Origin of the sequence: Nocardia concava NBRC 100430, assembly GCF_000308815.1 — a bacterium.
GTDB lineage: Bacteria > Actinomycetota > Actinomycetes > Mycobacteriales > Mycobacteriaceae > Nocardia > Nocardia concava.
Map to the genome: position 1 here is coordinate 54,450 of NZ_BAFX01000132.1, position 16,946 is coordinate 71,395.

The window sequence follows — 16,946 nt, forward strand, 5'->3', positions numbered from 1 at the left end:
GCTTGACCGCTCATGCCGTCCCCTCCCGCCGGGCATCGATGGCCGCCAGCTGATCCCGCAGCACCGGCCCGATGACGGCGAGGGATTCGGGCGTCGTCATGCCGGCGTGCGTGCAGCGAACCAATTGGTCGTGCACGACGCCGGTGACATAGGGCTCCCAGGCCGCGGCGCAGCGCTCCGGGTCGGCCCGGTTGATCTCGTCGTCGGCGGCGGTGAAGAACAGCAGATCACCGTCGAAGACGTGCGGCTGGAAACCGTGCGCCTGCTGCGCGCCGTTCTCGTAGCCGGTGTAGAGGCGTTCCAAATGCTCGACGGTCAGCGCCGCGAACGGCCCGGACCGGCTGCGCAGCAGTTCGGCTGCCTCGTGCAGGGTCATGCGCGGATCGATGTCGGCGTCGCCGCCGAGAAGATCGGAACCGAATTCGGCGATGATCGCCGACACCGACGGCACCGCGGTTTCCAGCCACTGGTCCGAGAGCTGGTAGCTGTCCATGAGTCCCAGCAGCGCGACCTCGTCGCCGCCCTGCTGCAGCTGCACGGCCACCTCGTGGGCGATGAGCCCGCCCAGCGACCAGCCCAGCACGTGGTACGGGCCTTCCGGCTGCACCGACTTCATGTGCGCCACATAGTATTTCGCGGCCTCGGCGATGGTGGCGTGGCTCTCCTCCCCCGCGACGTGCGGGGCCTGCAGGCCGTACACCGGCCGCTCGTGCGGCAGGTGCGAGAGCAGTCCGGCGAAGCACCAGGACAGGCCGATGGCCGGGTGCACGCAGAACAGCGGCGGCACGGTCGAATCCGTGGCGGGCCGCAGCGGCAGCACCGCGCCCAGGGCCGCGGCCAGCGCCGCCCCGGCATCGCCCTTGGCGTCGGCGAGCCGTCCGGCGATGGCGGCCGGGGTGGATTCGCCGAACATGGCCTGCACGGGCAGGTCGATGCCGTCGGCCCGCAGCACCGCCACCACCTTGGTGGCCAGCAGCGAGTTGCCGCCGAGTTCGAAGAACCCGTCGTCGGCGCCGACCTGTTCGATGCCCAGCACCTCGGCGAAGGCGGCGCACAGCGCCTCCTCGATCGGGGTGGACGGGGCCCGGTAGCCCTCGCGGGCCGCGAACACCGGTTCCGGCAACGCCTTTCGATCCAGCTTGCCGACCGGTGAGAGCGGCACCCGGTCCAGCAGCATGATCGACTGCGGGACCATGTAGTTGGGCACCAGTTCGGCCACGTGCGCGGTCAGTTCGGCCGTGGTCGGCGCGGTCCCGGTGCGCGGCTTCACATACGACACCAGCGCGGTGGACCCGGCCGGGGTGCGGTGCCCGATGGTGGTGGCGAACTCCACCGCCGGATGCTTGGCCAGGGCCGCGTCGATCTCGCCGAGTTCGATGCGGAAGCCGCGGATCTTGACCTGGTGGTCGGTGCGGCCCACGTATTCCAGATCCTGTGCGCGCCCGCCGCGTTCGAGCCAGCGGACCAGATCGCCGGTGCGGTACATGCGCTCGCCCGGCTTGCCGAACGGGTTGGCCACGAACCGCTGCGCGGTCATGCCCGGCCGTCGCAGGTAACCGCGGGCCAGGGCGGCGCCGGCGAGGTGCAGTTCGCCGGTGACCCCGCCGGGTGCCGGGTGCAGGCGCGCGTCGAGCACGGTCGCGCCGACCCCGCGGATGGGTCCGCCGATGGTGATCTGCCCGCCCGGTGCCATGGGCTGCGAAATCACCGTCACGATGGTGGTTTCCGTCGGCCCGTACACGTTGTAGAGCTTGCGGCCCGGGGCCCACCGGGTGACCAGGTCCGGTGGCAGCGCCTCGCCGCCGACCAGTACGTGCCGCAGTGCGGTCACGCCGGTCGGGTCGACGGTGCCCAGCGCCGAGGTGGTGATGAAGGCATGGGTGATGCCCTCGTCGATGAACACCTGCCCCAGTTCCTGCCCGCCGACCACGCCGGGTGGGGTGATCACCAGGGTGGCCGCGCCGCCGAGGGCGAGCAGCAGGTCGAGCATGGCGGCGTCGAAACTCGGTGTCGCGAAGTGCAGGACGCGGCAGCCGGGTCCGACGTCGAAGCGGTGCGCGGTCTCGGCGGCGAAGTTGGACAGGCCGCCGTGGGTGACGACCACGCCCTTGGGGATGCCGGTCGAGCCGGAGGTGTAGATGACATACGCCGGGTTGTCCATGCGCAGTGAGGTGGTGCGTTCCTCGTCGCGGATGGGCGCGTCGGAGGTGGCCAGCACGCGACGCCGGAACGACGGCGCGTCCAGCACGGTCCAGTTGGCCCCGTCGGGCATGCGCTCCCGATAGGTGGACAGCGTGATGCCCACGGCCGCACCCGAATCCAGCAGCATGTGGCTGATGCGCTGTTCCGGGTAGTTCGGGTCGACGGGCACGAACGCGGCGCCGGCCTTGGCGATGGCCAGCATGACGGCCACCGATTCGGCCGAGCGCGGAATCCCCATGGCGACCAGGGTTTCCGGGCCGACACCGTAGGAGATGAGCACGCGGGCCAGCCGGTTGGTCCAGCGGTCGAGGGCGTCGTAGGAGATCTGGGTGCCCGCCGAGCGGACCGCGATGGCGGCCCGGTTGAGGTTGGCGGCGGCCTCGAACACCTCCGGGAAGGTGATGGGCAGCCCGGGTTCCGCACCGCGCACGGGGGCCAGCGCCGACCATTCGCTCGAATCGAGGAGTTCCAGATCGCCCACGGCGGTGGCCGGATTCGCGGCCGCCGCGCCGAGCAGCCGCACGAACCGCTGAGCCAACCGGTGCGCGGTGATCTCGTCGAACAGGTCCGAGGCGTAGTTGACCGACACCGTGATGCCGTCGGGTTCGCGCTTGTCGGTCCAGGATTCGGTGAGGGTGAACTGCAGATCGAATTTGGCGATGCCCGGATCGGCGTCGTCGGCCTCGATGCGCATGCCCGGCAGTTCCAGCACGCGCACCGGCTGGTTCTGCACCGACAGCATGACCTGGAACATGGGGTGATGCGCCTGGGAGCGCACCGGATTGAGCACCTCGACCAGCCGCTCGAACGGCACGTCGGCGTGGGCGAAGGCCTCGAGGTCGGTGTCGCGGACCGCGCGCAGCAGGTCGGCGAACCCGGCCCCGCCCTCGATCTTGGTGCGCAGCACCAGCGTTCCCACGAACATGCCGACCAGGCGGTCCAGCGCCGGGTGTCCACGCCCCGCGATGGGGGTGCCGACGGTGATGTCGTCGCCGGAGGTCAGTCGATGCAACAAGGCAACGAGTGCCGCGTGCAGCACCATGAACATGGTGACGCCGTGTTCGGCCGCGAGCATCTGCAGTTCACGGTGGGTGAACGCGTCCAGGGTGCAGTCGACGGTGCCGCCGCGGTAGCTCGGAACCGGCGGTCGTGGCCGATCCGCAGGCACTGCAAGCAGTTCCGGAATGCCGTCGAGGGCGCGCCGCCAGTAGTCGAGCTGGCGGCTGATGACCGATTCCGAATCGTCCTCGCGGCCCAGCACATCCTGCTGCCACAGCGTGTAATCGGCGTACTGGATGGGCAATTCGGGCCACTCCGGTGTCGTCTGCCCGCCGCTGTGCGCCCGGTACGCGGCGGCCACATCGGCGGCCAGCGGCTGCAGCGACCAGCCGTCCATGGCGATGTGATGCACCACCAGCACCAGCACGTGCTCGGTCTTGGACCCGGTCAGCCGCAGCAGCGCCGCGCGCAGCGGCACGCTGGTGGCCAGATCGAATCCGCCGGCGGTGACACGGCGAATCTCGCTGGGCACCGCCGATTCCGGCACGGTGCGCAACGGCAGGGTGACCGCCGCCTCACCGGGTTCCAGGATCTGCTGGCAGGGTTCGCCGTCGATCTCGGGGAACACGGTGCGCAGGGTCTCGTGTCGGCGCTGCACCTCGTGCAGAGCCGCACGCAGTGCCGGGATATCGAGTTCGCCGTGCAGGCGCAGCGCGACGGGAACGTTGTAGGCGCCCAGCGCTTCTCCCTGATCCCCGGAGGCGTTGAACTTCTCCAGGAACCACAGGCGGCGTTGCGCGGCCGACAGCGGAATCCGCGCGGGCCGGGTGCGTTTGCGCGGTTCGGGCCGCAGGTCCGCGGAGGCGGATCCGGCGTCCAGGGCCGCGGCGAGTCCGGCCACCGTCGGTGCGGCGAAGACCGCCCGCACCTCGAGGCGCACTCCGGTGGCGGTGGCCAGGCGCGCCACCAACTGGGTTGCCAGCAGCGAGTTTCCGCCGACCTCGAAGAAGCTGTCGTCCGCGCCGAGTGCCTCGGCCCCGACCAGGTCGCCCATCACCTCGGCGACCAGGCGTTCGGTGTCGGTCTCCGGATCGCGGGAGACCACGGCGACGACGGCCTGGGGTTGCGGCAGCGCGTCGCGGTCGAGCTTGCCGACCGGGGTCAGCGGGATGCGGTCGAGCAGGGTGAGCGAGGACGGAACCATGTGCGCCGGGAGGTGTTTGGCGCAGTGGGCGCGCAGCTCCTCCAGGTCCGGTGCCGCCGTCACGTCGAGGGGCAGCACGTAGGACACGATGCGGCGCACGCCCGCGATCTCGCGGACCTCGGTGTGGGCGAAGCGGATCGCGCGGTGGGCGGTGAGCACGCCGTCGATCTCGCCGAGTTCGATGCGGAACCCGCGCACCTTCACCTGGTGGTCGCTGCGGCCCAGGTACACGATCTCCCCGCCCGCGGTCCAGCGCACCACGTCGCCGGTGCGGTACAGGCGGGAGCCCTCGGGACCGTAGGGGTCGGCGACGAAGCGGGTGGCGGTGAGGTCGAAACGCTCGAAATAGCCGCGCGCGCCGCCCTGTCCGCCGATGTAGAGCTCGCCGGGCACGCCGACCGGGACCGGCCGCAGGCGCTCGTCGAGGACCAGGGCGCGGGCGCCGCGCACCAGGCTGCCGATGGTGATCGGCTCGCCGACGGTGAGCGGTCCGGCGATGGTGACCACGACGGTGGTCTCGGTGGGCCCGTAGCCGTTGAACATCATGCGCCCGGGCGCCCAGCGCGCCACCAGTTCCGGCCCGCACGCCTCGCCGCCGACCATGACCGAGCGCAGGTGCGGCAGCGCCCACCGTTCCCGGTCGATGGTGGCCAGGGCGGCCGGGGTCATGAAGGTGTGGCTGACTTCCTCGCGGTCCATGAGCGCGGCCAGTTCGTCGCCGCCGTACACATCCGGCGGGACGATGATCATGGTCGCGCCCGCGCCGACCGCCAGCAGCAGATCGAAGATGGCCGCGTCGAAGCTCGGGGACGAGAAGTGCATGGTCCGCGAGTCCCGGTCCACGCGCATGCGCTCGCGGATCTCGTCGGCGAAGTTGGACAGTCCGCCGTGGGTGACGGCCACGCCCTTGGGTTTTCCGGTGGAGCCGGAGGTGTAGATGACGTAGGCGAGGTCGGCGGTCCACAGGGTGGTGGTGCGTTCGGCGTCGGTGATCGGGCCGTCGTCGAGGACCTCGAGTTCGTCGAGGAGCTCGGCATCGTCGAGCAGCAGCCAGTCGACGGCGTGGTCGCCGGCGGCGGCGTACAGGTCGGGCGCGTGCTCGGTCATGCTGATCCCGACCCGGCAGCCGGAGTCGGTGAGCATGTGCCGCACCCGATCCGCCGGATAGTTGGGATCCACCGGCACGAACGCGGCCCCGCACTTGGCGACCGCGAGGGCCGCCAGCACCGATTCCACCGACCGGGTCAGCCCCAGCGCCACCCGGTCGCCCGGGCCCAGGCCGCGGTTGATGAGGGCGCGCGCCAAACGGTTGGAGTAGACGTCGGATTCGAGGTAGGTGAGTTCGGTGTCGTCGAAGCGCAGGAACACCCGGTCGGCATTGAGGTGCGCGGTGGCCGCGAAGTAGGCGGCCAGGCTGCACTGCGGTTCGGGTGCGGGACCCCAGGCGGGGGTGAGCAGTTCGCGTTCGAGTTCGGTGCGCGCGTCGATATCGCGCACCCGGGTCCGCGGGTCGGCGGCGACCGCGTCGAATACCCGCAGCAGCCGCTCGGCCAGGGTCTCGACCGTGGTCTGGTCGAAAAGCTCGGCGGCGTAGACGAATTCGAAGACGCGGTCCTCGGCCGCGGCATCGTCGCCGGCACCCCGGTCGCCGGGCAGCACCCGCAGTTCGAGGTCGAACTTGGCCAGCGCGATATCGAGTTCCTCGGCCTGCAGCGACAATCCGGGCAGCCGCAGCGCGGGCACCGGGGTGTCCTGCACGGTGAGTGCGACCTGCAGCAGCGGCCGCGCGCCGTAGCGGCGCTGGCCCTCGTCGGACTGCAGTTCCTCCACGACCCGCTCGTAGGGCACCTCGGCGTGGGCCATGGCGGCCAGTTCGGTGTCGCGGTCGGCCTGCAGCAGTTCGGCGAAGCTGCGGTCGGGATCCACGTCCGAGCGCAGGATCAGCGTGTTGACGAACATGCCGACCAGATCGTCGAGGCGGGTGTCGGTGCGCCCGGCGACCGGAGTGCCGATGACGATGTCGCGACCGCCGGTGACGGTGCGCAACAGCACCGCCAGCGTCGAGCGCAGCACCATGAACAGGCTGACGCCGTGGGCGCGGGCGACCTCGGCGAGCTTGCGCTGCAAGGCTTCCGGCACCTCGAAGCGAACCGCACCGGCCCGCTGGGTCGGTTCGGCCGGACGCGGCCGGTCATAGGGCAGCGGCAGCTCCTCGGGCAGGTCGGCCAGCGCGGTCCGCCAGTAGGCCAGCTGCGCGGCGGCGGCGCTGTCGGCATCGCTGTCCGCGCCGAGGATTTCGCGCTGCCACAGGCTGAAGTCGGCGTACTGCACCGGCAGTGGCGCCCAGGTGGGCGCCGCGCCGCCGTGGCGGGCGGTGTAGGCGAGGGCCAGGTCGCGGGTGAGCGGGCCCAGCGACCAGCCGTCGGCGGCGATGTGGTGCAGCGCGATGCCGAGCAGGTGGCGGCGGTTCCCGGTACGCAGCAAGGTCATTCGCAGCGGGATCTCGCGGGCCAGGTCGAATCCGCGCCGGGCCAGCGAGCGCAGGGTCTTGCGGGCGCCGAGATCGTCGGTCTCGACGGCCTCGAGCACCGGCAGGCAGCGCGCGGTATCGAGCACCACTTGGTAGGCGCCCTTGTCGTCCTCGGGGAAGACCGTGCGCAGCACCTCGTGGCGTTCCACCACGTCGGCGAGTCCGGCCTGCAGGGCGTCGATATCGAGCTCACCGTCGATTCGCAGGACGAAAGCAATGTTGTAGGCGCTGGATTCGGGGGAATATCTATTGAGGAACCACAGTCGCTGCTGCGGCAGCGACAGTGGCACGCGCTCCGGGCGCGGTGTGTGCACAGCCAGCGCGGCACGCTGCGTCCGGGGCGCTTCCGCGAGACGGGCCGCTACCCCTGCGACGGTGGGTGCCTCGAAGATGGCCCGCACCGGCAGCTCCACCCCGAATTCGGTGTGCAGGGCCGCAGTCAGGCGGGTGGCCAGCAGCGAGTTGCCGCCGATCTCGAAGAAGTTGTCCTCCGCGCCGGGCGCGGTGCCGCCGAGCACGGTGCCGAAGACGAGCGCGACCTGTTGCTCCAGTTCGGTTTCCGGGGCCCGGGTGGGCGCGGCGGCCACGAACTCGGGGGCGGGCAGGGCCTTGCGGTCGAGCTTGCCCGACGGGGTGACCGGCATGGTCTCGAGCACGGTCAGCGCCGAGGGCACCATGTAGCCGGGCAGCCGCCCGCGCGCGGTCTCCAGCACGGCCGCGGGATCGAGTTCGGTGTCGGCGGTGAGATAGGCGACCAGGCGCGGGATTCCGCGTTCGTCGTGGTGGACCACGGTGAGCGCGAAGGTGACTCCCGGATGCGCGGCCAGCACGTGGTCGATCTCGCGCAGTTCGATGCGGAAGCCGCGGATCTTGATCTGGTCGTCGGCGCGGCCCAGGAAGCGCAGCTGCCCGGTGCCGTCGGCGACCACGAGATCGCCGGTGCGGTACATACGTTCGCCGCGGCGGCCGTGCGGATTGGCCGGGAAGCGTTGCGCGGTCAGGCCGTGGCGGCCCAGGTAGCCGCGGGCCAGGCCGGGACCGGACAGGTACAGCTCCCCCGCCACGCCCGGCGGGACCGGGTGCAGGCGGCCGTCGAGGACGAACAACCGCATGCCGCGCACGGGCAGGCCGATGGGCACCGGCTGCCCGGCGAGCATGGGGCCGGTGGCGGTGGCGGCGACGGTCGCCTCGGACGGGCCGTACATGTTGTGCATGCGCCGCGCGGGGAGACCGGGCCGGGAATCCGGTGCGGTCCACACCTTGACGAGGTCTTCGGGGCAGGCCTCGCCGCCGACGATGACGGCCTCGAGGTCGGGCAGGTCGTCGGAGGGGACGGTGCCCAGTGCCGCCGGGGTGACGAAGGCATGGGTCACCCGCTCCTCGCGCAGGATGCGCGCGAGTTCGATACCGCCGAAGATGCCCGCGGGCGCGACCACGATGGTGGCCCCGGCCGCGAAACCGAGCAGCAGCTCCAGCACCGACGCGTCGAAGCTGGGCGAGGAGAAATGCAGTGTCCGAGCCGAATCGGTGACCTTGAACAGGTGCATCTGCTCGTGCGCCAGCGAGGAGATGCCGGCGTTGGTGACGACCACGGCCTTGGGCATGCCGGTGGAGCCGGAGGTGTAGATGAGATAGGCCGGGCCGGAGGTGCGCAGCGGGTGGTGGCGGTCGGTGTCGGTGACGGCGGTGACCGGGAACTGCGCGGCCTCGGCGGTGAGCTCGTCGGAGCCGAGCAGCAGCCAGTCCACGTAGTTCTTGCGGTGCCGTCCCCGGCTGCCGGGCCAGTCCGGCAGTTCGGCGCGGCGTTCGGCGTCGGTGATGCCGAGCATGGCGCCGGAGTCGGCGAGCATGTGGGCGATGCGGTCGGAGGGGTAGTCCGGGTCGATCGGCACATACGCCGCACCGGTTTTCGCGACCGACCAGACGGCGAGGATGCTGTCCAGGCCGCGCGGCAGGGCGATGGCGACGACGACCTCGGGGCCCGCGCCGTGCTCGATCAGCACGCGCGCCAGGCGGTTCGAGCGTTCGTCGAGTTCGCGGTAGGTGGTGTCGGTGCCGAGGTAGCGCACGGCGACCGCGTCGGGGACGCGTTCGGCGGTGTCGGTGAGCAGCCGGGCCAGGGTGATGGCGGGTTCGGCGGGGGAACCCATGATGGGCACCAGTTTCGCGGTCTCACGCGCGTCGAGCAGCGGCAGATCACCGACCGGGATCGACGGGTCGGCGACCGCGGCGGCGAGCACCGCGCCGAAGCGCCGCGCGATGGCCTCGACGGTGGCGCGGTCGAAAACATCGGCCGCGTAACCGAATTCGGCGGTCATCGGAGTGCCGTCGGCGGGGGTTCCGGCCGGTTCGTGGACGGTGAGCTGCAGGTCGAACTTGGCGATGTCGGTGGCCATGGGCACCACCTCGGCGTCCACGCCGGGCAGGTCGACGCGCAGGTCCGGGCTGCTGTCGTAGGACAGCATGACCTGGAACAGCGGGTGCCGGGCGGCGGAGCGCTCCGGGTTCACCACCTCGACCAGGCGCTCGAAGGGCACGTCGGCATTGGCGAAGGCGTTGAGGTCGGTGTCGCGGACCTCGGTGAGCATGCGGTCGAAGCCGGCGGCCGGATCGATGCGGGTGCGCAGCACGAGGGTGTTGACGAACATGCCGACCAGATCGTCGAGATCCGGGTCGCTACGCCCGGCGATCGGGGTGCCGATGGCGATATCGGTCGTATTGCACAGGCGCGCAAGCACGGTCGCGAGGGCGGCGTGCAACACCATGAAGGTGCTGACCCCGCGCTCGGCGGCAACGGCGGCCAGGGCGCGGCGGGTGTCACCGGGAATCGTGAACTCGACGGTGCCGCCGTCGGTGGAGCGCTGCCGCGGGCGCGGGCGATCCAGCGGCAGGTCCAGCTGGTCGGGCAGGTCGGCCAGGGCCGCCCGCCAGTACGCCAGCTGCCGGGCGAGCGCACTCGCCGGGTCGGCTTCGTCGCCGAGCAGTTCCCGTTGCCACAGCGCGAAATCCGCGTACTGCACCGGCAGCGGCGTCCACCGCGGGGCCTGTCCTTCGGCGCGGGCGGCGACGGCGGTCATGATGTCGCGGATCAGCGGGGCGATTGACCAGCCGTCGCCGCTGATGTGGTGCAGCACCATGAGGAACAGGTGCGAGTCGGGTCCGGTGGCGTAGAGGGCGACTCGCACCGGGGCCTGGCTGCGCAGATCGAAACCGTACCCGGCGAATTCGGTGGCCAGGGCGATCACGTCGGCGTCGATGGCGTCGATGGGATCGAGGGTGAGCGGGATCTCGCCGGCCGGATGCACCAGTTGGCACGGTCCGTCGGGGGTGTCGGGGAAGGTGGTGCGCAGGCTCTCGTGCCGTTCCAGCACATCCACCAGCCCGGCCCGCAGGGCCGCGATGTCCAGGGGCCCGGTGAGTTTCACCGCCAGGGGCATGTTGTAGGCGGCGGCGTGTTCGGCGAACCGGTTGAGGATCCACAGCCGCTGCTGCGCCAGCGACAGCGGAATCTGTTGCGGGCGTGGCCCGGCCACCAGTTTCGGGGAGGCGTGTTCGGGGCGCGCGTCGGCCAGGCGCGCGGCCAGGGCGGTCACGGTGGAGGTCTCGAACAGGTCGCGGATGGTCAGCGAGACGCCGAGCGCGGCATTGACGCGGGCCACCGCCCGGGCGGCGGTCAGGGAGTTGCCGCCCAGGTCGAAGAAGCTGTCGTGGACATCGAATTCGTCGGTGCCGAGGACCTCGGCGAAGATGCCGGTGAGCTGTCGTTCGGCGTCGTTGCTCGGGGCGGCGGCGGGCCGGGCGACCGGGCGGCGCGCGCCGGCGTCGGGCTCGGGCAGCGCCTTTCGATCGACCTTGCCGTTGGCGCTGAGCGGTAGTTCGTCGAGCACCATCAGGATCGAGGGCACCATGTAGCTGGGCAGGATGCGACGCAATCCGGCGGTGAGCTCGGCGGTTTCGATGGGGCCCGCGCCGGGGGCGGCGACCACGTAGCCGATCAGTTCATCCCCGCCGCGACCGCGCCGGGCCACGCACACCGCGCGCGCCACCCGCTCGTCGGCGAGCAGGGCTGCCTCGATCTCGCCCAGTTCGATGCGCAGGCCACGCACCTTGACCTGGAAGTCGCTGCGGCCCAGGTATTCCAGCACGCCGGAGCGGCCGCTGCCGCGCCAGCGCACCAGGTCGCCGGTGCGGTACATGCGGGTGCCCGGGGTGAACGGGTTGGCCACGAACCGGTCCGCGGTGAGCGCACCGCGACCCAGGTAACCGCGGGCCAGCTGCACGCCCGCCAGATACAGCTCACCCACGACACCCGGGGCGACCGGTTGCAGGCGGGCGTCGAGGACATAGGTGCGGGTGTTCCAGATGGGTGCGCCGATCGGCACGTCGGTGGTGCCGGGCGTGCAGTGCCAGGCGGTGACGTCGACGGCGGCCTCGGTGGGGCCGTAGAGGTTGTGCAGCTGCGGGGCGTCCGGGCCGGTGCCCAGGGCGGCGTGGAATTCGGCGACGGTGGCGGCGGGCAGCGCCTCACCGGAGCAGAACACGCGGGTCAGGCCTTTGCAGCCCGCCACATCGGTGTCGGTGAGGAACACCGACAGCATGGACGGCACGAAATGGGCGGTGGTGACGCCCTTCTCGGCAATGATCCGGGCCAGGTAGCCCGGATCACGGTGCCCGTCGGGGGCGGCGATCACCAGGCGCGCCCCGATCTGCAAGGGCCAGAAGAACTCCCACACCGACACGTCGAAGGTGGCGGGGGTCTTCTGCAGCACCACGTCGGAGCTGTCGAGCGGGTAGGCGTGCTGCATCCAGCGCAGCCGGTTCACGATGGCGGCGTGGGTGACGCCGACGCCCTTGGGTTTTCCGGTGGAGCCGGAGGTGAAGATCACGTAGGCCAGGTGGTCCGAGCGCAGGGGTGCGCGCCGGTCGGCATCGGTGACAGGCCGCCCGCCGCGCTGGGTCAGGTCCGCGACGTCGATCTCGAATCGCGGTGCGGTGCGGGGCAGTTCGAGCCGGTCACGGCGGGCGGTGAGCACGCACAGCGGCCGGGCCTGGTCGAGGATGGCCTCGATGCGGTCGGCCGGGTGGTCCGGATCGATGGGCAGGTAGGCCGCGCCCGCCTTGACGATGGCGTACATGCCGATCAGCAGGTCCAGGCTGCGCCGGATGGCGAGACCGACGAGGGTGTCGGGGCCCGCGCCGCGCGCGATGAGTTCGCGCGCCAGGCGATTGGCGCGTTCGTCGAAGGCGGCGTAGGTGAGGGTCTCCCCCTCGTAGTCGAGCGCGATCCGGCCCGCGGACATGGCGGCGCGGTCGGCGAACAGCCCGGCGAGGGTGCCCTCCTGGCGGGCGACCTGGGTCGAATTCCATTCGTGCAGGACGCGTTCGCGTTCCAGCTCGGTGAGCACCGGCATATCGGCGATCACGGTGCCGGGGGCGGCGCACACGAAGCGGTACAGGTAGTCGAGGAAACGCCCGTGGTGCATGGACAGTTCGGCGTCGCCGTACAGGCGCGGGTTGGCCTCGAAGTCGATGTGGATGCGGTTGCCCAGGCCGTTGTAGAGGTTGATCGAGAGGTCCTCGACCGGGCCGGTGGACAGCACGTTGATGGAGCCGACCAGGCTGCCGAACTTCAGCTCGCTGTGGAAGAGCATGAGGTTGACCATCGGACCGAAGAAGCCGCGGGTGTCGCGGGAATAGCCGCAGTCCCTGCGGATGTCGTCGCTGCGGTAGCGCTGGTGGCGCAGCGCGCCGGTGATCTGCAGTTCGATGGCGCGCACGGTGTCGGCGACGGTATCTGTGGGCTGGAACTGCACGCGGATCGGCACCACGTTCGAGACCACGCCCCCGGAGCGGCGCAGCGAGACGGTGGTGCGGGCGGAGACCGGCAGGCTCAGCACCACGTCCTGGGTGCCGGTGACCGCGCGCACGTAGCCGGCCAGGGCAGCCACGAACAGCGCGGAACTGTTGGAGCCGAACGCGGTTGCCGCGGCCTCGATGGCGGATTCGACATCGCGGCCGATGACGGCGGTGGCGGTGCGGCGGCCCGCGTCGGAGACGACGGGCAGGGATCCGTTGGACGACAGGGTGATCGGCTCGCCGACCCCGGCGAGCTGTTCCCGCCAGTAGTCACCGTCACTGACGAAACGGCTGGTGTCGCGGTAGCGGTTCTCATCGGCGTAGATGGTGGCCAGCGGCGTCGCGCGCGAGACCACGGGTTCGGTCTGGTTCTCCAGCGCGGTGTAGATCTCGGCGGCGCGGGTGGTGGCGTTCATGGCGCCGTAGCCGTCGATGACGATGTGGTGGCCACGGGTGTACCAGATCCAGTCCGAATCCCCGACGCGCAGCACCACATTCATGGTGAGCGGGTCGTGTTCGATGTCGATGGGCGAGCTGGCGTGCTCGTTCATCCAGGCCAGGGCCGCCGCCCGCGGATCCGGCTCCTCGCGCAGGTCGATGCGGGCCCAGCCGGGCCGCCAGGTGGGGTCGACCACCTGGTGCGGGACGCCGTCGATCTCGAGCAGGCGCACGTGGCCGACCTCGGACTCGGCGCCGAAGCGTTCGATGGCGTAGAGCAGGCGGCCGACATCGAGATCGCCGTGGATCTCCACGAATTGCGCGATGGTGAGCGGGATGTCGGGACGGATCCGCTGGGCATACCAGAGGGCTGATTGCGCGGGAGAGAGCGCGAAAGGTTGAGCCGAGAATTCACCCGAAGAACATTGGTCGACACGGTCGGTGGCCAATGAACTCATCAAAAAACTCCGTTCTGCCGCTGTTGACGCAACTCCCCAAGCCCCGAAATTCGATACGGTGGATGCCAGTGCCCGGCTTTCGCGCGCACGCGCGAGCCGTAGGACGTGGCCCACGCCCTATGATTCGGAGCATCCCGCCGAGCGGATCGGTGGTGATCTCGAGTTGCCCGCAACGAACAGCGTTGGCGGAGCGAAGATTCAGTTCAGCTACCTCATGGCAAACCTCGCGTTGGTCGCGTATCTCGCATAAGGGAACCACTCGAACTCGGACATATCGGAAATCCAACAGGCCGTGGCAACGAACTGGCGAATCTATGTCGCCGACGCGGGACGGCCCTCATACACGTGCCCGCGAGTACTGCACCGAAAGGTATTCGGAATTACCGGCCGGTCGGTTCTGTCAGAGCGCCGGTTTTGCCAGAGCTCGCGGCCGCCGCCGGAACAGCGCCACCGCAGTGGCAGCCGCGGCCAGGATACACAACAACACCTCCGGCGCGGGGCCCAAACGGGTCGCGAGTGTCGTGTTGTCGCGCAGCGGCAGCGTCGCTACCAGCGCCGCGGGCTCGAACTGCGGGGTCTGCTGCTGGATGGTGCCGTCGGCGGTGATCATGGCGCTGACCCCGGTGGTCACCGAGACCACCACGGCGCGACCGTGCTCCACCGCGCGCACCCGGGACATGGCCAGCTGCTGGTAGGTCATCTCGCTGCGGCCGAAGGTGGCGTTGTTGGAGGGGACGGTGAGCAGCTGCGCGCCGGCGCGCACGGATTGCTCGAAGGCGCGGTCGAAGGCGACCTCGTAGCAGGTGGCCACGCCGATGGTCACCGGTGCGCCGCCGCCCGCGGGCCGTACGTGCACCACGCCGTCGCCGTGGCCGGGGACGAAATAGCCTGCGCGGTCGGCGTATTCGGAGAAGTGCCGGAAGAACGAGCGCATCGGCAGGTACTCGCCGAAGGGCTGGATGATCTTCTTGTCGTGGCGCTCCCCCGGTCCGGCATCGCCGTTCCAGACGATGACGGAGTTGGTGGTGGTGCGGTCGTTGTTGACCAGTACCGCGCCGACCAGGATGGGTGCCTTCACATCCTTGGACGCCTGCGAGATCTCCTGGGCCGCATCGGCATTGCGCAGGGGGTCGATATCGGAGGAGTTCTCCGGCCAGATCACCACGTCCGGTTGCGGGGCGCGGCCGGCGGCGATGTCGCGGGCCAGTTCCTCGGTGCGCTTGACGTGATTGTCGAGAACCGCGCGGCGCTGGGCATTGAAGTCCAGGCCCAGGCGCGGCACGCTGCCCTGGATGGCGGCGACCGTGATCGGCCGGTTGCCGTCCTCCGGGCCGGGCAGCGCGGTCCGGAGGATCACTCCGGTGAGGGGAACTATAGCCACAAGCATTGCCGCAGCAACAATCCGGTTCCAGGATGTGAGACGCAATGCTCCCCATCTGGGCGAATCCGATGTGACGGCAGCCACTTCCGAGCTATCGCCGGTGGCCCCTCGCAACCTTCGCAAAGCCCCCAGCGCGAGCGCCGCCAACCCAGTACCCGTCAACGCGACGGCGAAGCTCACCAGCGGTGCGCCGCCCAGCATCGCGAAGGGCAGATACCACCCGTCGGCCTGCCCGAAAGCCAGCTTCCCCCAAGGGAACCCTCCGAACGGAAAGCTCGACCGCGCCCACTCCGTCAACGACCACGTCGCCGCCACCCACAGCGGCCACCCCGGCAACGTCGCCACCCACCGCGTCAACAACCCGAACGCCCCGACATACAGCGCGCACACCGCCGACAACGCGATCCACGGCACCGGCCCCACATAGATCCCGGTCCACGGCAGCAGCGGCAGAAAGAACCCCAGCCCCGCCACGAACCCGAGCCCGAAACCCCCACGCGCCCGGCCGGTTCCACGCACAGCCAGGGTCAGCACCGCGATCCCGACCGGCGCCAGGAACCACAGCGTCCGCGGCGGGAAGCTCGCGTACACCAACAGCCCGGCCACCACCGCCGCGATGAGTCGCACCACACCGGGCCGCCGCGCCGCCAGACTCACCAACCGCCCGACCGGGCCCGGCGGCCACGCCGCGGCCGTACCGGTCGAGATCTCGCCGCCGCCACCGGATTCCGATTCCGGCATCGCCGCCGCGGCGCCGTCTCCGGACGCGGCACGCACGTCCGCGGCCCCCGGGCGGCGGACGGTCGGCGGCACCTCGGCCGCTTCACTCGAGCCACCCCGACCCGAAGTCATTGCGCCGGAGTCGACTCGATCGTCACCGACCGCGATGGACTCCGCCGACCCGCGGGCCCCGGAGTCAGCTGCGCTGGCTGCGAGTGCCGAGCCGCCGTGCGCGGCGGAGCCGTTCGTCGTCGCCGGGGTCCGGCCGTCGGCCGCGCCGGCCGCATCGGCCGGAGTATGGCTCGATGTCGGCGCGGAGGGTAGGGCGGCGGAGGCGGTTTCGGGGTCGTGCTCAGGCTTCATGGATGGTGACCCCACGGTGCACGGTGCGCAGGCAGCGGGGGGCGGGGGCGTCCGGGGTCAGGGGCGGGAGGCCGGGGACGCGGGAGCGGGGGTCGGTGGACCAGCGCTGGACGGTGTCGGCGGCGGCCGCTACCACGAGTTCCTTGGCGTCCCAGATGGCATAGGAGGCAGGGGCTCCCGGGACGAGGGTGCCGGCAATGCCGTCGCGGACGCCGCCCGCGCGCCAGGCGCCGCGGGTGGCGGCGGCGAAGGCGGCGCGGGGGGAGATCTGGTGTCCGGGGGTGCGGTGATTGACGGCCGCGCGCAAGGCTTCCCAAGGCGCGAGGGCGGTGACCGGGGCGTCGGAGCCGATGGCCAGGGAGATGCCCGCGGAAGCCATGGCGGCGAAGGGGTTCAGGGTGGCGGCGCGCTCCGCGCCCAGGCGCTGGCCGTACATGCCGTCAGTGCCGCCCCAGGCGGCGTCGAATCCCGGTTGGACACTGGCGATCACGCCCCACGACGCCAGCTTCTCGATCTGCTCCGGGGTCATCATCTCGGCGTGTTCGAGGCGGTGCCCGCGCGAGGCGACGGCCGGACCGCCGAGTTCGCCCACCACGCGCTCGAATCCGGCGACCACCGCGTCCATGGCGGCATCCCCGATGACGTGGAAGCCGGTCTGGATACCAGCCTCGGTGCAGGCCAGCACATGCGCGGCGATGGCGTCGGTGTCGAGATAGGAGGTGCCGACGGTGTCCCGGTCGGCGTAGGGCGTGCGCAGCCACGCGGTGTGCGAGCCGATCGCGCCGTCCACGAACA

3 protein-coding genes are annotated in these 16,946 nt (G+C 70.9%); all 3 read right to left on the minus strand.

Translation table 11 applies throughout. From position 1 onward, the window contains the following. Window positions 1–10: 10 nt before the first annotated feature. A complete protein-coding gene (locus ON43_RS30785; RefSeq protein ID WP_083913849.1) occupies window positions 11–13,687 on the minus strand; it encodes a non-ribosomal peptide synthetase in 13,677 nt (4,558 codons plus the stop codon). A 400-nt stretch (window positions 13,688–14,087) separates the two neighbouring features. Beyond that, window positions 14,088–15,776 carry an apolipoprotein N-acyltransferase gene (gene lnt / locus ON43_RS30795; RefSeq protein WP_373283505.1) on the minus strand — a complete coding sequence of 563 codons (1,689 nt, stop codon included), beginning with the start codon at window positions 15,774–15,776 and terminating at the stop codon, window positions 14,088–14,090. Between the two features lie 364 nt (window positions 15,777–16,140). After that, a partial coding sequence (locus ON43_RS30800) for an amidohydrolase family protein (RefSeq protein WP_040813194.1) occupies window positions 16,141–16,946 on the minus strand: 806 nt, incomplete at its 5' end.

Bases quoted from the DNA above. Each gene is read 5' to 3' on its own strand.
- ON43_RS30785 (WP_083913849.1), bottom strand. From the start codon at position 13,687: ATGAGTTCATTGGCCACCGACCGTGTCGACCAATGTTCTTCGGGTGAA.